Genomic DNA, 17,781 nt, shown 5'->3' on the forward strand with positions numbered 1-17,781 from the left:
CCCCTTCCTATTTAGCAAATCCCTAATCCTATCGGACGATTTTTAATTAAATACTTATCAGCCTGATCTATTACAAGGATAGCAACCTCAGCTTGATGTCTCCTTAACGCTTTTGCCATCTTTGGTAAACTCATGCCTTGACTCCACATTTCACGAAAACGAATTACATCTCTTTCATCCCAAATGAAGTTAGCTTCTTCTAAAGCGATGTATACCTTCAACCGTGATTCCTTCATCGCTTCATGATTTCTCGCTACACTCATAAGCGAACCTACTTTCTTAAAATGATTATTTTATCTTTTCAGTAAACTTAGTATCTACACGATCAACTTTACCGTTTATCCAAACAGCAACTTGCTCACCAAAACCACTCTCCGGTGGATTGAATGCTGTAACATTTCCATCCTTTACTATTAAAAGCTTGTTATTACTAACATCAATTTCTACTTTTTTCATATGTCCATCTCCCTCGTAGAATATAGTTTAGATCAGTATTTCTGCTTTCTAATTACCCTGATTTTAAAAAAAATANCATAGACTACTTGCGCTTTGTCTTGTTTTGTGATTTTTCCTTGTTTTGAACTAAGGCATTTAACTTTTTTAAGTACTCATTTTCCATCTCAAGCTGTTTAATGCGTGCTTCAAGTGCTTCGACTGATCCTTCAGCTAAAGGTTGTTTTACTTGTTTATTTGAATCTTTTTTCATGGATGGACGCCCCTTTTTCTTAGATTGAAGGGCATCAATTCCTTGTGTTTCGAGCTGTTTTTTCCAAACAGAAATCGTTGAAGGGGCAGGAATATTAAAGATAGCTGCCGTCTCAAATAAGGACATACCGTTTTCAATCATAAAGTTTAGTACGTCTAGTTTAAATTGTTGTGTGTAATTTGTACATCGTTTTAGAAAAGCTTCCAGACCATTCTGTTTATATTGGTTTACCCAATTCAAAATGATTGTGTCACTTATACCGAGCGATCTACCCATTTCTCGATAACTTTCATTTCCGTTCAAATAACGTAGAACGATTTGTATTTTTTCATCAGCTGTAAATTTAGCCATAGAAAAACTGCACCCCAATTGTTAGACTGTGTCTAACAATTGGGGTGCAGTTCAAAAGCAGCTCTTTTTTAAAGGGGGATGGGAGAATGGACTATACATATAAAGTAATGACGCAAGAAGAAGCAGAAGAAATTGCATACAACTGGCATTATGAAGGGAAATATTCCTTTTACGATATAGAGGCAGATGAAGAAGATTTAGCTGAATTTTTACATGATGAAAGTAGAGGGAATCATACATTTTCTGTGAAGGAAAATGGCACTCTCATTGGTTATTTTACTGTTTGTAAAATAAATGACGGAACGGTTGATATTGGTCTTGGAATGAGACCTAATATAACTGGGAACGGATTTGGTTTACAGTTCTTAAACGCTATACTAGCTTTTAGTAAAGAAAAATATGGATGCAAGTATATAACACTATCAGTAGCTATATTTAATGAGAGAGCGATTAAAGTGTATAAAAGGGCAGGGTTTGAAGTAGTTGGAACGTTTATACAGAAAACAAATGGTAGTTGTTTTGAGTTTTTGAAAATGAATTATATATGTAAAAATGATTAAAAAACAGAAGAATCTCCTTCTGTTTTTTTATGCAGAAATAAATCATACTTTTTGTAATTGGAAGTTTTGAAATTTGGGAAGAGGATGTGTATGATTGAAGTTTAATAGTAAATAGCAAGTTTAGTAAGGAGAGACAGCATGAGTATAATTAAAACGAAAAATGAAATAGAGTTAATGCATGAATCTGGAAAATTACTTGCTTCATGTCATAGAGAAATTGCGAAGATGATGAAACCAGGTATTACTACAAAAGAAATTAATACGTTTGTTGAAGCATATTTAGAACAGCATGGTGCAACGTCTGAGCAGAAAGGGTACAACGGATATCCATATGCGATATGTGCATCTGTAAACGATGAAATGTGTCATGCGTTTCCGGCCGATGTTCCTTTAACTGAGGGTGATATTGTAACAATTGACACGGTAGTAAACTTAAATGGGGGTCTTTCAGATTCTGCTTGGACGTATAGAGTTGGAAAAGTTTCTGATGAAGCAGAAAAGTTGTTGTTAGTAGCTGAGAATGCTTTGTATAAAGGAATTGACCAGGCGATAATCGATAACCATGTAGGAGATATTGGCTATGCAATTGAAAGTTATGTAACAAATGAAGGTTTTTCTGTTGCAAGAGACTTTACGGGACATGGAATCGGTAAAGAGATTCATGAAGAACCAGCAATTTTTCATTTTGGGAAACAAGGACAAGGACCTCAGTTACAAGAAGGAATGGTAATTACAATTGAACCGATTGTAAATATAGGTATGCGATATTCTAAAGTAGATTTAAATGGGTGGACTGCACGAACGATGGACAGGAAATTATCAGCTCAATATGAGCATACAATTGCGATTACAAAAGATGGGCCAATCATTTTAACGAAGTTGTAATTGGAAATGAAAGAGTTTGCAAAACTCGAACAAAAATAGTAGTTTTTAAAAATTTGTACGTGTTTTTTCGATAAATGCTTTTCAAAGCATAAAAAGTACGTTATAATCCTTCTATAAAATAAATAGTTAGCTACACTCATATAATCGCGGGGATATGGCCTGCAAGTTTCTACCGAAGTACCGTAAATACTTTGACTATGAGTGAGGACGAATATAATTGCTTGTTTAGCATTCTTTTTTTGCGAAACTCCAAAAGCGCGTCTCTCACTTGTAACGAGTGGTGGCGGCTTTTGGAGTTTTTTTATTGCATAAGAGGGGGAACAAACATGAAAGTATTACAAGAAAAGATTTTGAACGAAGGAAAGGTTTTATCTGGTGACGTATTAAAGGTAGATGCTTTTTTAAATCATCAAATTGATCCAGTACTTATGCAAGAAATCGGAAAAGAATTTGCTAAACGTTTTAAAGAAGAGAACATTACAAAAATCGTGACGATTGAATCTTCAGGCATTGCACCAGCAGTTATGGCTGCATTAGAGCTTGGTGTAAAAGTAATTTTTGCACGAAAACGTAAATCGTTAACGTTACAAGATAATATGTACGTTGCAAACGTATATTCATTTACAAAACAAGAAACAAATGAAATTTCATTATCTCGAAATCATATCGATGAAAATGATCGTGTATTAATCATCGATGACTTTTTAGCAAACGGTCAGGCTGCTTTAGGTTTAATGAGTTTAGTAGAGCAAGCTGGAGCGAGTATTGCAGGAATTGGAATTGTTATTGAAAAAGCATTTCAAGATGGAGGAAAGAAGCTTCGTGAACAAGGCGTTCGTGTTGAATCACTAGCAGAAATTGCATCACTTGATAACGGCACAGTTACATTTGTACAGCAAGAAACTGCGGAGGTGAAATAAACGATGAAGCAGCATCCATTTAAAATTGCATCGCTTGGTATGCAGCATATGCTTGCAATGTATGCTGGAGCAATTATCGTTCCGCTTATTGTGGGCGGTGGACTTGGTTTAAATCAAAAAGAGTTAACATATTTAGTCTCAATTGATTTATTAATGTGCGGCGTTGCGACAATTTTACAAGCATTATCAAATCGCTTTTTCGGTATAGGACTTCCCGTTGTACTTGGTTGTACATTTACAGCCGTTGGACCGATGATTGCGATTGGAAAACAATACGGTGTGTCTTCAATTTATGGAGCAATTATTGCTGCTGGGTTATTCGTTGTTATTTTTGCGAAATTATTTGGAAAACTTGTAAAACTGTTTCCACCTGTTGTAACAGGATCTGTTGTTACTGTAATTGGAGTTACACTTGTTCCAGCAGCAATTAATGATATGGCTGGAGGAGTAGGAAGTAAGGATTTCGGTAGTCTTGAAAATTTAGCATTAGCATTTGGTGTGTTATTATTTATCATCATTATGTATCGTTTCTTTGATGGATTTATTCGTTCAATCTCTATTTTACTAGGTCTATTGTTCGGTACTATCGTTGCAGCGTTTATGGGGAAAGTAAGTTTGCAAGCGGTTGGAGAGGCGGATTGGTTCCACGGTATTCAACCATTTTACTTTGGTACACCAACATTTGAATTAACACCAATTATTACGATGATTCTCGTTGCTTGTGTAGGGATTGTAGAAGCAACGGGTGTATACTTTGCATTATCTGATATTTGCAATAAAAAAATCGGTGAAAAAGAATTAACAAAAGGCTATCGCGCAGAAGGATTAGCGATGGTGTTAGGTGGCATTTTCAACGCGTTCCCATATACAACATACTCTCAAAACGTAGGACTTGTTCAATTAACTGGAGTAAGAAATCGCGTTATTATTTATACTTGCGGTGGTATGTTAATCGCACTTGGTTTCATTCCAAAAATCGCAGCTATTACAACAATTATTCCAAAATCAGTACTGGGCGGTGCGATGTTAGCGATGTTCGGTATGGTTATGGCATATGGTATTAAAATGTTAAGTAGCGTTGACTTCGGAAGACAAGAAAACTTATTAATCGTTGCATGTTCTGTCGGAATTGGGCTTGGCGTAACAGTCGTTCCTACATTATTTTCACAACTCCCAGAAAGCATTCGTATTTTAACAGATAACGGAATTGTACTTGGAAGTGCGTCAGCAGTACTTTTAAATATCGTATTTAATATGGTGCCGCAGCGCAAAGTGAAAGTAGAAGAAGAGCCAGTATCTATGCAAAGTGCAGTAAGAGAAGCGTAAAAAAGCAAGGTCTCGTTATGAGACCTTGCTTTTCTTTTTAAGTGGCATCATTTTCCCATAAGTACCAAGACGCCAAATGTACTCAAGTGGTCCGTATTGGTAATGTGAAAGCCACCAGCGGCTAATAAAGATTTGTAACGTGTAGAAACTAATGCAGAATAGTGGTCCAACCCATAGTGGAGCCAGATAATCATTTTTAAACAATAGCCCGAATACAAGTAATGTAACAATTGTATGCGAGATGTAATTTGTTAATGCCATTCGTCCAACGTATTGGAATGGACGTAATAACGTTTGCCATTTTTCTTTTTGTAATAAACGCATTAGTGTGAAAATGTAGAATATGAATAACGTTTTTCCGCTAAACATTGTAAAGACCTGCATATAAATTGGTTCATAAAATGGTTTTGATAAGAAGTAACGAACCATGAAGAACCACATTGGTAATGTAAAAAGGAACATAATAATTTGCCATTTTTTAAGCTTTGGATCTAACTCTTTCGCGCGGCGGAAAATATCCTTTTTGCCGGCGTATAAACCAAGTAAAAACAGCCCAACTGTTTCTGGGAGCATAAGTAAATTTAATCCAATTCCATCAGCGTAAAATGCATGGAAACGATTTTGTATTTGTGACAGCCAGTCTTCTAATGGCATGATAGGTAAGGAAAAACCTAGCTCTTCCTTTGGTACCAATGCAACCGTAATACCAGCCATTAGCATAATGAATTGAAAAATACTCAATAAAACGATAGCCCATATTAAAATAGTACGAGGTTCTCTCTTATAAAATAAAAATAAGAAAAATCCAGCAATCGCATAAGTATGTAAAATGTCTCCGTCCCATAAAAGAACGTAATGTAAGAAACCGAATAATAATAAAATAAGTAAGCGGCGAACAAATAAAATTTTTGGATGATCTGTTTTCGCTTCAGCACGACTCATAAAAATATAAAAACCTAATCCGAATAAAAACGAAAAAATTGTATAAAATTTCGTTTGAATAAACATATCGTAAAATAGGCGAATGTAGCTGTCTATCCCTTCGTAAATTCCTGAAAGATCACGTGAGTCAACCCCGGCGATAACAGGCCAATTCACAAGAAAAATACCTAGTACAGCTATTCCTCTAATAATATCAATGGAGTGTATCCTCTCGTCTTGTGTGAGATTTTGTGTCATTTTTTTCCTCCTTGTTAAGTAATCCCCTTTTATTATACGAAATGTAAGGTGGAGGAGATAGGGGATATTTCCATTTTTTTAAACTGTTAAGTTATGTAGGATGAGATATAATAAGAGTGCACAACAAGTTTTAACCTTTTTCAAAACAGGCAGTAAAGCTCCTTCTTATAAGGAGCTTTCTTTATGAAAAGTGTTGATAATGATTCTCTTTAATGATAAACTGTATTCAAAAGTGATAATCATTATCAAAAAAAGGTTGGTGCGTAAGTATGGTATATGCATTAGTAGTAGGTACAGTCGCTGTATATGCAGTTATTGCGAAGTATGTTTTAAATGGAGTAGGAACAGCAAAATGAGTGATATGACATAAAATCCCTTTCATTTGTAAAAAGAATGAAAGGGATTTTTTATTTTTAATGAGAATATGCTGAAAATTTAGTATGATAGTAAAGTGAAACTGTAATCAATGGGTAGGTGTAACTCTCACTGGTTATGAGCTCGCAAATAGCGGGGAAAAGTATATACATCTTGGATAAAGGGGAACAAGGGGATGACAAACATAGTACAGACAAACGGTATGAAAAAACTTGTTTGTTTTTATGAAGAGTGGCAAAAACACGGCGATGCAGAGAATAGTTTAAAGTTGTTTGAGGTAATTCAAAAATATAAACAAGAACAGCTTATGATAGCGTTCTGCGGTCACTTCTCTGCAGGGAAATCAACGATGATGAATCATCTATATAAAGCGCAGTTGTTACCGACAAGTCCAATTCCGACAAGCGCTAACGTTGTCAAAATTGAAAAAGGAATGGATCGTGTTGTTGTAACGGTTAAATCTGGAGAGCAGTACGAATATGACGGTGCATATTCAGCAGAAGAATTAAAACAAATTTGTAAAGACGGCGATGAAGTAATTGGTGTTCATATTTATCGAAACGACGCGCCGATTCCTGAAGGGGTTATGTTAGTTGATACACCAGGGATCGATTCAACAGATGATGCCCATCAATTAGCGACAGAGTCGACACTTCATCTGGCAGATGTCATTTTTTATATGATGGATTATAATCACGTCCAATCGGAAGTGAATTTACAATTTGTTAAAGAATTGAAACAACGTAATAAAACGGTTTATCTCGTTGTAAATCAAATAGATAAACATAAAGAAAATGAATTATCGTTTGAGAATTATAAAGATAGTGTAAAACAATCATTCTCTAACTGGGATATTGAAGTAGATGGTGTTTATTATACGTCATTACGAATGATGAACCATCCACATAATGAAATTAGAAGCTTAGAAGCGTTAATTACTTCTATTATGAAAGAAAAAGAGCAGTATGTAAGGACTGGAATGGAGCGAGAAACAGAATATTTAATGGGGGAACATTTCTCGTTTATTGTTTCTGAAAATGAAAAAGCTCTCTTGAAATATGAGGAAGAGTTAGCATCACCACTTTCTATTTCAGAGGTAGTTGAAAAGAAGGAAGAGTTAACGGAAGCGAAAAATCGTGAGGCAAGTAAAGAATCTTATGTGAGAAATGAATTTATAAAAGGTTTACAAGCTATATTAGATAACGCATATTTAATGCCGTTTGAAATGAGAGAATTGGCAAATGCATATTTAGAAACGAAATTAACAAAATTTAAGGTCGGTTTGCTATTTGCGAAAGGAAAGACGGAGCAAGAAAAACAAAGACGTGTAGAGGCGTTTTATTCTGCCCTTCAAAAGACTGTTGAAACGCAGCTTGATTTTCATGTGAAGGAATTTATTGTAGCCTTCTTAAAAGAAGAAGGATTGTTCACGGAGGAAATTGGGAAAGACATATATGGGTTAGAAATTGCTTTCGGACCAGAAATGTTGGCTGAAGTAATTAAACAAGGCGCAGGTTTCACAGGTGATTACTTACTTCTTTATACAGCGGATGTAGCGAATGAACTGAAGAAACGTTATTTTATAAAAGCGCAGCAAATTTTTGATAAAAGTGCGGTCGTTTTAAAGCAAAAGGTGAGAGAAGCAGTTGCTCGTATTGAAGAAGAGATTGAAACATATACGATGTTGCAAACGGCGAAAGAAACACAATTACAATACAGTAACAATTTGGAGGCATATGAAGACTATTTACGAAATGTTTGGCACGATCATGTTGCTACGCCTGAAGGGTTGCAAATAGATGAGATATTGCAAAGGGAGGCACAAATTGTTAGTGAGAAATTTACACTACAAGAGCAGGAAATCGTAAACAATAACGTAGCGGTTCATGAAGAAGAGCTGAAAGGAACGGTGGCTTTAAATATTCAGCGGATATTAGAGAAAGTGAAAAAAGCTGAAACGATATTAGAGCCATTGCCTGCGCTGAAACATGTACAGCAAGAGGTAATAGAGAAAAGAAGACGTGTGGAAACAAAACAATTTACAGTAGCGTTATTCGGGGCATTTAGTGCTGGAAAATCATCATTTGCCAATGCCTTACTCGGTGAGAAAGTACTTCCTGTATCACCAAACCCGACGACGGCAACGATTAATCAAATTTTGCCGGTTACAGAGGAAAAACCACACGGAACAGTAATTGTTCAGTTTAAATCAAAGCAAGCGTTATTAGAAGATATGAAAGCTGTTTATAAGCTGTTTCATTATGAGATTGCTACGTTAGATGAAGCGTTAGCGCAAATCGATAAAGTTATGAAATATCCTTCACCAACTGGGAAGCAAAAAACAACATTTAGCTTTTTACGAGCGGTACAAAAAGGGTATGATGCAGTTTCTACTTATTTAGGAGAACAAGTACAAGTTACATTAGAAGAGTTCTCTGATTATGTAGCGAATGAAGAGAAATCATGCTTCGTTGAGTATATGGAACTTTATTATGATTGTGCTTTAACAAGGCAGGGAGTAGCGCTTGTAGACACACCTGGAGCGGATTCTATTAATGCTCGCCATACGGATGTTGCATTCCAGTATATTAAAAACGCAGATGCTATTTTATTTGTAACATATTATAACCATGTATTCTCTCGTGCTGACCGTGAATTTTTAATTCAGCTTGGTCGTGTAAAAGATACTTTTGCCCTTGATAAAATGTTCTTCTTAATTAATGCGGCGGATTTAGCAGAGTCTGAAGAAGAACTTGAAATGGTAAAAGGTTATATCGCAGATCAGCTGCTGCAATACGGTATTAGAAATCCGCGTTTATTTGCAATTTCAAGTTTATGTGCGCTTGAAGAGAAACAAGGAAAGAATGTTGAAAAAGAGAAGTATGGTATTTTACAAAACTCTGGGATTACGAAGTTTGAGGAATCATTTACGTCCTTTATGATGAGAGATTTAATGCTTGTTTCTGTGCATGCTCTATATGGTGCTTTGCAAGGGGCAGATCAGCTTTTAGTAAACATGATAAAGGGTGCAAAACAGGGGAATGAAGAGAAAGAGAAGCAAACGAAAAAATATGAAGCAGAGCGTGATCAACTACTTCATATCATTTCATCATATAGTGTACTTGCTGAAGAACAGGCGATGCAAAATGAAGTGAAAGAGTTGCTTTATTACGTGCAACAGCGTCTATTCCTACGCTATAACGATGTGTTTACTGAATTTATTAATCCGACGTCACTTCGAACGGATGGAAATGTGAAAACACAATTGCAACAGTGTGTTATGGAATTAGTAGCATTTATTCAGCATGATTTATTGCAAGAAATGCGTGCGACATCATTACGCCTTGAAAAATGGATAGACGAAGCGATGAAGCGTGCAAAGGACGAAATTGTAGTGAACTGTAAAGTAGAAAATGAATCAATTTCTATGAATGGAATAGTGGAGTATGAATATAAAGATATTACACATAAAGAACCGTTCCCTTCAGTTGAAATAAAAGATTTCAAAAAAGCACTGGCACATTTTAAAAATGAGAAAAGCTTTTTTGAAAAGAATGACAAAGCTTTTATGCAAGAAGACGCTAAATCTGTATTAGAACCGTTCGTATCAAACTATGTAGCTGATGAAAAAGATTTATTTGTTCATCATTATAAGCAAGAGTGGGATATGAAGTGGAACTTATTCCAAAAAGTGATGCAGCAAGATGTGATGAACTATTATGAAAGTATATTGTTTGCATTGGCTGAAACGATCGATGTATCTCTATATGAACAAAGTAAAGAACAATTGCAAAAGCAGTTAGTAGAGATTGAAAAAGAAATTTATGTTATATAGTCGTTAGGAGAAAAAGATTCGTTCAATTTTCTTTTGCAGTACAGTATCTAAAGATTTTACAAATCCAGCAAATTCATCGGTAGAAATCATATGAGTAAGAACGAGTCGTCTGCCATCTGGTGTTTCACCGCATAAGACGAATGAAGAAAATTCATATGTTTTGTTTTCAACTACTAATTTTGGATAGGAATACGTGTCGCTTTTCTTCTTCTTTCCATCAATAGAGATGACGTTGCATTTTTTCTCATTGTTGTCCATGGTGAATCCCTCCTTTCTATTACTTATGGTAGACAAGGAGGGTTTAGAACAATAGAGAAGGGGGAATTTTTTATGTCTGTTGTAATAGAACGTATTCCAAAAGAGGCTATACCGAAGTCTTTATTGCTACTTGCTGATCCAAGTGAACGGCAAATAGCTACATATGTACAAAGAGGATTAACATACGTAGCTAAGCAGGGGGGGAGTGTTATCGGTGTATATGTTCTTTTGGAAACAAGGCCAAAGACGATGGAAATCATGAATATTGCGGTTGCAGAGCATTTACAAGGAAAAGGGATTGGGAAGAAGCTATTAAGGCATGCTGTAGAAACTGCTAAAGGATATGGTATGTCAAAACTTGAAGTTGGTACAGGCAATTCTAGTGTTTCACAATTTGCTTTATATCAAAAATGTGGATTTCGTATTTTTTCTATTGATTTTGATTACTTTTCGAAGCATTATGAAGAAGAGATTATTGAAAATGGGATTGTATGTCGTGATATGATCCGGCTTGCAATGGAATTGAATAAAAACGTATAACTATTTAGGGGGAAGAGAAGATGGAAGTACATAAAGCAATTACAGCACATTCTCGTAAACAAAATGAAAGTGTAAAAGCATGTTTACAATTAGATGCACAGCGTGAAGCAGCTATTGAAGCTGCCGTATCTCTTGCGTCAAATGGGAAAGAATTTTCGGTTGATGTCATTAATGTTGTAACGAAGCAAATTAATGATCTTGCAAAAAATGGTGTTACCTTGCAGCGTAAATATGTTACAGAAGAAATGGTTATGGAGTATGTAAGTCGTTTGAAAGAGAAAGAAGGTCTTTAAAGATGATAGTTACAGTCGAATGGTTACGTGAGCATATAGAAGATGAGAATGTCCGTATAATCGATTGTCGTTTTGATTTAGCGAATCCTAATTGGGGTAGAGAAAAGTATGAAGAAGGACATATTCCTCATGCGTTATATTTTGATTTGAATTTAGATTTATCAAGTCCTATAGCAGAACATGGTGGCCGCCATCCTTTACCAAATATTGAGGAGTTTGCAGACAAGCTTTCGGAGGCTGGTATTGATGAACATACGAAAGTAATTGCGTATGACAGTCAAGCCGGTGCAAATGCTGCTCGTTTATGGTGGTTATGTAACTATGTAGGACATGAGAAAGTATATATATTAGATGGTGGTTTCCCGGCTTGGAAAGAGAATGGACTACCGACAACAACGGAAATTCCTGTTGTTATACGAAAAACATTCAAAGCTAACATACAAGATCATATGCTTGTAACGATGGAAACGGTCAGAGAGAATATCCGTGCAGGTGCGGATGTTACATTAATTGATTCTAGAGAGCCAAAGCGTTATGCTGGTGTCGAGGAACTTGTCGATCATAAAGCAGGTCATATTCCGACAGCGGTAAACCATTTTTGGAAGGATGGAATGTTGCAATCAGGACAATTTAAGAATGGAGCTGGGCAACAAGAACGCTTCCAAAATCTTTCGAAAGATAAGGAAACAATTGTATATTGTGGTTCTGGTGTTACAGCGTGCCCAAATATCGTTGCATTAAAATTAGCTGGATTCCAAAATGTAAAATTGTATGCAGGTAGCTGGAGTGATTGGATTTCTTATCCAGAAAATCAAATTGCAAAAGAAGAAGATTAATCACTTGCATGCAAAAATAATTTGTATTAAAATAAGGTCACAAGCAAGAGATTGCTCGAAAAACTTTGTATTTTACACATTAGAAACAATGTGATAATATAACGACAAGTAAATAATACATCCTGCGGTGTGCGTAACTTATTTATGTCTAAAACCGATGTTAGTTATACGGAAGCTCAATATTTAGCGACCATCATCAAGCCTTCTTTGTGGAGGAAGATGTACGGTAACTGTGAGGGCATCCACCTGCGAGTAGCGGGTTTTTGGACATTTACGAGGAGCGGCACGTGCGGGGGTCTTATTTCAACTAACCTTATATAAAATTCCTACGGTGTACGTAGCTTATGCATGTCTTAAACCAATAAGTTTAATATGGAAGTTCAATATTTAAATGTAGCTAACATGCCATCTTTTTAAGAAGGAAGTTACAAACATTTGTGAGAGCATCCACCTGTGAGAGCAGGTTTATGGACATCTAGAGAGAACGGCATATGTGGGGCTATATAAAAACCTTACGTTTTATACGTAAGGTTTTTTTGTTGCATAGATATATCAATATTATCTTGATTCACCTGTGAAGTTTCCGTAATAAATGTAGCACTTTCTGTCTTCATCAATCTCTCTTGAATCTAAGGAGAACTCCATAGACATGCCGTCTCGCTGAATATATATAATATCTGAATGAAGAGATGGTAAAATTTCTTCATAGTTCCATACATCTTGACTATCTACTATGTTTGAACTCGTTTCACTTAGTTCTCTAATTTCAAAACCGATGTAGGAGTATGTAGGGTCTGAAGGGTCATTTGTGAAAACTTCTTTTTGAATATAAATAACTGCTGTTCCGTCTGGATCAACCGAAGTTGCAGTAACAACATAAGTATTTTTCTCTTTAATAAAATATTCACAAGTCATGCGTGCGATAATTTCAGAATTAGAAATATTGGCGTAGTTCCATAAAGCAGGATACCCTTTCGTTTCATCATTAAGTCGATATTCTAAGCGCATTTAATCCCTCTTCTTCCTTTTTCTTCTACTTTATCATGCCATCCTATATAATAGGAATAGAATTTAAAAAGGGGAGTGCGAAGGTGACAAAAACGAAATGGCTAGTAGGTGGTGTCGTAACGTCTTTAATGACTGGCACTTTATTTGGTTGCGCACAAGATCTTCCCCCAAAACCGAATGATAATAGTTGTTCTGATTGGGATTGGGATGATGAACTTGGGGTATGGCAGTGTGATGATAGTAGTTCAGGTTATCGTGGGCATTACTTCTATGGTGGACGATACTATCAAAATAAATCCACTTTTAAAAATTCATCGGCGTTTAAATCGTATCAATCGTCTGCTGAATTTAAAGGTGGAATTGGAAGCGGTTCAAAGGGAGGATTTGGGGGCTAAAATATGTCGCAATACATAAGGGATAGAAAAGAATTTTATTTAAAATATCCGAATTTTTGGTCGGATTTATATGAATGTGAGTATAGTTTGTTTCATGTTTTTTCTATAACAAATCAGACTTTGGAACAAGTACACTTAGCGACTGAACGAATGGGTAAAATATTTTTTAAGACTGCTAGACTTTTGCGAAATTTAAGTGACGAACAGCTTCTTGAGCTTGGTTTTCCTCCTGCGAGCTTATCATTCATTAGAATGAAAGGGCTTTATCCTGAATCTGTAATTTCGCGATTTGATTTTGCCGTAACAGAGGATAACCAAATCAAAATGCTTGAGTTTAATAGTGATACACCAACTTTTATTATGGAATGCTTTCAAATGAATGGGAAAGTATGTGGAAATCTAGGCTATGATGATCCAAACTCGGATCAAGAACGATTGCTATCTTCTGGTGTAACGAAAGCAGTAATGGAAGCGACAAAGGGATTAGATAATCCAAATGTTGTTTTTACAGCACATCATGAACATATCGAGGATTGGAATACCACTATGTATTTAAGTCAGCTATGCCATGTTGAAAATAAAGTAGTGCCAATGTCAGAACTTAGAATTACAAAGGATGCTCTAGTCGATAAAGATGGGGCGAAGATTGATGTTTTATATCGCCAAACATATCCGATAGAAGATTTAATTGAGGATCAAGATCCTGAAACAGGAGATTTGGTAGGTGTGGAATTGTTACAACTTGTAAAAGCCGGAAAGCTTTTTATAATAAATCCTTTGTCAGCATTTTTACTTCAGCCAAAATCAATTCAGTGTCTTATTTGGGGGTTAGCAGAAGAAGAGGCCTTTTATACAAATGAGGAACAACAGTGGATTAAAGAATATATGTTACCTACATATTTAGAACCAGATTTATTTTTAGGAAAAGGTTCTTTCGTTCAAAAACCTTCATTTGGGAGAGAAGGAGATACAATTACGATTCGCGATAAAGACGAAAATATTATGCTTCAAAATGCACACCAAACATATAAAGCGTCACTGCCGATATTTCAAAAGTATATCGAACTGCCAGTCGTATCCTTGGAAACAGAAAAAGGGATCGAGAAACTGTCATATGTGTTTGGTTCGTTTTTAATTGCTGGAAAAGCGAGTAGTATCGGTATTCGTGCGGGAGAAAAGATTACAGGAAATGAATCGTACTATTTACCGGTAGGTATAAAAAGGAGGGGAAAAAATGATTAATTTTTTATTATATTTAGTAGTAACACTCGGCCTTTTATGTATAGGTCTGTTCTTGATGGAAGTGACAACGAAAGTAAAGGAATTTAAGTTAATGACCCAAGGAAATAAGGCGGTAAGCTATGTGCTTGGAGGACGATTACTTGGGTTAGCTGTTGTTTTATATTCGACAGCAGCTAATTCAATTTCACTTCTTGATATGATTTCGTGGGGAGCAGTTGGGATTTTGGCTCAAATTATCGTCTTTTATTTAGCTGAGTGGCTTACACCACGCTTTAATATAAACAAAAGTCTCGAAGAAGATAATCAAGCAGTCGGTCTTTTTCTTATGTTTTTATCAATTTCAATTGGGATTGTAATTGCTGGTTGTATAACTTATTAAAAACTTTACGTTTAAACGTAAAGTTTTTTATTTTATCCCGTAAAAGCCCGATTGGTGAGGGCTGATTAAAGTTTCACTTTATATATGTTAGTTTGCCATACCTTTTGAAAAAATTATAGGCTACGGTTGACATCTATTTTAAATAAGAGTAACATTTTCAATGTAATGAAAATAAGTCTCTGTTAGGTGAGGCTCCTGTATAGAGAAATGCTACTGCCCAAAAATGTCGAGAGACGCCAATGGGTCAACAGGAATGATCGAATTAAGGTTTTTCTTAACGTAGCTGGTAATGTACCTATGCTATACAGTGCTAAAACTCGGTGAGGGAGAGGTCCGTAGATTTCTAATTATATTAGAAATCGTTTATTTGTGTATGTAATGGCCGCTACTCTCTTAAGGGTAGGGGCCTTTTTTGTTACCAAGCTATGAGTAATTTCATAGTATAAACTATAAAATTAAACGAGGAGGTGAGGAGCATGTCAAATTCTGACTCGGTTCCGTTACCCATATACTTCAAATCAAAAATATATGATGTAGGCAGGAAACGATTTGTTCCTCCCTCTATATTTATCATAATGTAGCGTTTATAAAACGCGAGACACTTTCACAGTAAAGTGGATAAATTGAGAAACAAAGCGTTTCTTCCTATGTTGTAAAGGAGGAGACGATAATATGTTATATGCAAACAAAACTGTGGGTAACACGTCATATAAACTAAGTAAAAAATCAATAAAAGAACAAACAATGCTCCAAAAAAATAAAGATTTATTAATTGAAATTGCAACAAGAGATGTAAAATCTGTATTTGCATATTTTAAAACAACAAGAGACGGACTATCAATGAAAGAGGCACAAAAACGTATTCAAGTATATGGCCGAAATGAACTAACTTCAAAAAGAGCACTTCTCGCAGAAGTAATGATGAAGCTTGGTGGCATGATTCCAGGTTTTTCAAAACAACGTGTGTGTGATGAATTACAACGTGAAACGATTACTGTATCTAGAGTAGAATGTTCTAGTAGTACAGGGCTAAATAGTGAACTGAAAATGATGGAGATACCAGTGCAAGAACTTGTACCTGGAGATATAATTTTTCTTTCGGCTGGAGATGCTGTGCCGGCTGATGTACGTATTATTTATGCAGATGATTTATTAGTGAATGAGTCTGTGTTAACGGGAAACGAAGCGAATATAGAGAAGTTTGAAAGCTGCTATCACCTTGAACGTAAACGATTTATTCCATTAAAACGGATGAAAGATTATAATCCACTTGAGCTTGAAAATGTATGTTTTAAAGGTTCACATATCGTTAGTGGAAATGCAAAGGCTGTCGTTGTTTCTACTGGAAAAAATACGTATTCAGGCATATTGCATACTTGTTGTAGTAGAACGTCTTAATGTGTTAATGGTGCTAAATATACAAAAACAATGTATAATAGACAAAGTTGAGCAAAAACGTAGAATGGTAATCTATTTATATAACCTTACGTGATAACGTAAGGTTATTATTTTTTTAATAGGAGAGGAATTATGAAAAAAGTATTATTAGTTGATGGTATGGCACTATTATTTCGTGCTTTTTACGCAACAAGTGTCTACGGACAATTTATGAAACGACAAGATGGAACCCCTACGAACGGGATTCATGGTTATATGAAACACTTATTAACAGCTACGCAAGCGATCGAACCAACACATATCGTTACATGCTGGGATATGGGAAGTACGACATTTAGAACAGAATCGTTCTCGAATTATAAAGCAAATCGTGCAGCGCCACCAGAAGAATTAATTCCTCAATTCGATTTAGTGCAAGAAATGACTGCGAAATTATCCATTCCAGTTATCGGTATGAAAGGCTACGAAGCGGATGATTGTATCGGTACGCTTGCAAAACAATACTGCAATGAAGCTGAAGTTTATATTTTAACAGGTGATACGGACTTATTTCAACTTGTTGATAAGAACGTTACAGTTATGCTTCTGCGTAAAGGAATTGGAAATTACGAATATTACACACCGGAGAAAATCATGGAAGAAAAAGGTGTAGAGCCGTGGCAAATCGTCCATGCAAAAGCTTTCATGGGAGATACAAGTGATAATTATCCAGGTGTAAAAGGTATCGGTGAAAAAACAGCGTATAAGCTTATTCAAGAGCACGGAACAGTATCCGCTGTACTAGAAAATGTAGAATCATTAACAAAAGCGCAGCGTACGAAGATTGAAAGTGATTTAGAGAACTTAAATATTTCGTTACAATTAGCCGAAATTCACTGTGAAGTTCCAATTTCATGTTCACTAGAAGAAGGGTTACACACAATGGATGAAGAAAAACTTAGATTTGTTTGTGAAGAAATGAATTGGGGAAGACCTGAAATATTAATAAATATGCTATAAATAGTTTGGAAAGAGGGATGTTGCATAAGTCGAACTTTGACTTGGTGACACCTTCTTTTTGTTTTTGTAAACAGTATGATAGTAAATAAAATTATGTCGAACTCAATTTTTAATATATAAATGTTTCGACAAGATATAATGATAAAAGTTGATGAAAATAGTAATTTTTATAATGAAGTAAATTAATTTCAACATAGTTTTAGATAGTCTTTTTTTTCGTGTTCACAAAGTTGTCAGAAAATAAACGGAATTTTCATATGAAGTTCAAATAGAATTCACAACAATCAATTATTATA

At 35.5% G+C, this 17,781-nt stretch carries 18 protein-coding genes, 2 other RNA genes, 1 pseudogene and 2 riboswitches; of the genes and pseudogenes, 15 read left to right on the forward strand and 6 right to left on the reverse strand.

What is annotated here, in order from left to right:
* Positions 1-11 precede the first annotated feature (11 nt).
* From V6946_RS08305 to V6946_RS08315, 3 genes and pseudogenes are all read right to left on the reverse strand, one after another.
* Positions 12-263 carry a hypothetical protein gene (locus V6946_RS08305; protein WP_006923989.1) on the reverse strand — a complete coding sequence of 84 codons (252 nt, stop codon included), beginning with the start codon at positions 261-263 and terminating at the stop codon, positions 12-14.
* Positions 264-288: 25 nt separating this feature from the next.
* On the reverse strand, positions 289-456 hold the full coding sequence (locus tag V6946_RS08310; RefSeq protein WP_006923988.1) for a DUF3954 domain-containing protein: 168 nt from the start codon (positions 454-456) through the stop codon (positions 289-291).
* A 53-nt stretch (positions 457-509) separates the two neighbouring features.
* Positions 510-1,057: pseudogene (locus V6946_RS08315) on the reverse strand (transposase); the annotation flags it as partial.
* Between the two features lie 86 nt (positions 1,058-1,143).
* Between V6946_RS08315 and V6946_RS08320 the strand changes: the two are divergent.
* The 4 genes from V6946_RS08320 (at position 1,144) to pbuX (ending at position 4,748) form a co-directional block, all read left to right on the forward strand.
* Positions 1,144-1,617 carry a GNAT family N-acetyltransferase gene (locus V6946_RS08320; protein WP_000386765.1) on the forward strand — a complete coding sequence of 158 codons (474 nt, stop codon included), beginning with the start codon at positions 1,144-1,146 and terminating at the stop codon, positions 1,615-1,617.
* A gap of 138 nt (positions 1,618-1,755) precedes the next feature.
* Complete coding sequence (locus V6946_RS08325; protein ID WP_000022486.1) at positions 1,756-2,502, forward strand: type I methionyl aminopeptidase; 747 nt, start codon at positions 1,756-1,758, stop codon at positions 2,500-2,502.
* A gap of 116 nt (positions 2,503-2,618) precedes the next feature.
* A riboswitch (purine riboswitch) is annotated at positions 2,619-2,720 on the forward strand.
* A 108-nt stretch (positions 2,721-2,828) separates the two neighbouring features.
* Positions 2,829-3,422, forward strand: a complete 594-nt coding sequence (locus V6946_RS08330; RefSeq protein WP_000866483.1) for a xanthine phosphoribosyltransferase — start codon at positions 2,829-2,831, stop codon at positions 3,420-3,422.
* Between the two features lie 3 nt (positions 3,423-3,425).
* Positions 3,426-4,748 carry a xanthine permease PbuX gene (gene pbuX / locus V6946_RS08335; protein WP_000809213.1) on the forward strand — a complete coding sequence of 441 codons (1,323 nt, stop codon included), beginning with the start codon at positions 3,426-3,428 and terminating at the stop codon, positions 4,746-4,748.
* Between the two features lie 15 nt (positions 4,749-4,763).
* On the opposite strand, the gene V6946_RS08340 is transcribed toward pbuX, so the two are convergent.
* The gene (locus V6946_RS08340) at positions 4,764-5,927 is read right to left on the reverse strand and encodes a DUF418 domain-containing protein (RefSeq protein ID WP_006924354.1); all 1,164 of its coding nucleotides are present in this window, start codon (positions 5,925-5,927) and stop codon (positions 4,764-4,766) included.
* Between the two features lie 550 nt (positions 5,928-6,477).
* Between V6946_RS08340 and V6946_RS08345 the strand changes: the two genes are divergently transcribed.
* Positions 6,478-10,137, forward strand: a complete 3,660-nt coding sequence (locus V6946_RS08345; RefSeq protein ID WP_006924353.1) for a dynamin family protein — start codon at positions 6,478-6,480, stop codon at positions 10,135-10,137.
* A 3-nt stretch (positions 10,138-10,140) separates the two neighbouring features.
* Here V6946_RS08345 and V6946_RS08350 read toward each other — a convergent pair whose 3' ends face one another.
* Positions 10,141-10,395: a DUF3931 domain-containing protein gene (locus V6946_RS08350; protein WP_000369740.1), complete on the reverse strand. Its 255-nt coding sequence runs from the start codon at positions 10,393-10,395 to the stop codon at positions 10,141-10,143.
* Between the two features lie 72 nt (positions 10,396-10,467).
* Between V6946_RS08350 and V6946_RS08355 the strand changes: the two genes are divergently transcribed.
* From V6946_RS08355 to ssrS (V6946_RS08375), 5 genes are all read left to right on the forward strand, one after another.
* Positions 10,468-10,935 (forward strand): GNAT family N-acetyltransferase, encoded by a 468-nt coding sequence (locus V6946_RS08355; protein WP_006924352.1) that lies wholly within the window; start codon positions 10,468-10,470, stop codon positions 10,933-10,935.
* Between the two features lie 20 nt (positions 10,936-10,955).
* Positions 10,956-11,228, forward strand: a complete 273-nt coding sequence (locus tag V6946_RS08360; protein WP_000451817.1) for a YpbS family protein — start codon at positions 10,956-10,958, stop codon at positions 11,226-11,228.
* 2 nt (positions 11,229-11,230) lie between these two features.
* Positions 11,231-12,064 (forward strand): sulfurtransferase, encoded by an 834-nt coding sequence (locus V6946_RS08365; protein WP_006924351.1) that lies wholly within the window; start codon positions 11,231-11,233, stop codon positions 12,062-12,064.
* A gap of 116 nt (positions 12,065-12,180) precedes the next feature.
* Positions 12,181-12,363: non-coding RNA, 6S RNA (gene ssrS, locus V6946_RS08370), on the forward strand.
* A 21-nt stretch (positions 12,364-12,384) separates the two neighbouring features.
* A non-coding RNA gene (gene ssrS, locus V6946_RS08375) (6S RNA) lies at positions 12,385-12,568 on the forward strand.
* A gap of 54 nt (positions 12,569-12,622) precedes the next feature.
* Here ssrS (V6946_RS08375) and V6946_RS08380 read toward each other — a convergent pair.
* Positions 12,623-13,072 carry a hypothetical protein gene (locus V6946_RS08380; protein WP_001235526.1) on the reverse strand — a complete coding sequence of 150 codons (450 nt, stop codon included), beginning with the start codon at positions 13,070-13,072 and terminating at the stop codon, positions 12,623-12,625.
* Positions 13,073-13,155: 83 nt separating this feature from the next.
* On the opposite strand from V6946_RS08380, the gene V6946_RS08385 reads away from it, so the two are divergent.
* From V6946_RS08385 to V6946_RS08405, 5 genes are all read left to right on the forward strand, one after another.
* On the forward strand, positions 13,156-13,467 hold the full coding sequence (locus V6946_RS08385; RefSeq protein WP_000169030.1) for a hypothetical protein: 312 nt from the start codon (positions 13,156-13,158) through the stop codon (positions 13,465-13,467).
* Positions 13,468-13,470: 3 nt separating this feature from the next.
* Complete coding sequence (locus V6946_RS08390) at positions 13,471-14,709, forward strand: glutathionylspermidine synthase family protein (RefSeq protein WP_000084947.1); 1,239 nt, start codon at positions 13,471-13,473, stop codon at positions 14,707-14,709.
* The gene (locus tag V6946_RS08395) at positions 14,702-15,088 is read left to right on the forward strand and encodes a DUF350 domain-containing protein (protein ID WP_006924346.1); all 387 of its coding nucleotides are present in this window, start codon (positions 14,702-14,704) and stop codon (positions 15,086-15,088) included. The genes V6946_RS08390 and V6946_RS08395 overlap by 8 nt, the downstream gene beginning before the upstream one ends.
* A gap of 171 nt (positions 15,089-15,259) precedes the next feature.
* Positions 15,260-15,423: riboswitch (M-box (ykoK) riboswitch) on the forward strand.
* A 337-nt stretch (positions 15,424-15,760) separates the two neighbouring features.
* Positions 15,761-16,486 (forward strand): cation-transporting P-type ATPase, encoded by a 726-nt coding sequence (locus V6946_RS08400; RefSeq protein WP_000964947.1) that lies wholly within the window; start codon positions 15,761-15,763, stop codon positions 16,484-16,486.
* A 132-nt stretch (positions 16,487-16,618) separates the two neighbouring features.
* Positions 16,619-17,485: a 5'-3' exonuclease gene (locus V6946_RS08405; protein ID WP_366981987.1), complete on the forward strand. Its 867-nt coding sequence runs from the start codon at positions 16,619-16,621 to the stop codon at positions 17,483-17,485.
* The last annotated feature ends 296 nt before the right edge of the window (positions 17,486-17,781 follow it).

Source organism: Bacillus sp. PPSBB_2 (assembly GCF_045291115.1).
Lineage (GTDB): Bacteria > Bacillota > Bacilli > Bacillales > Bacillaceae_G > Bacillus_A > Bacillus_A cereus.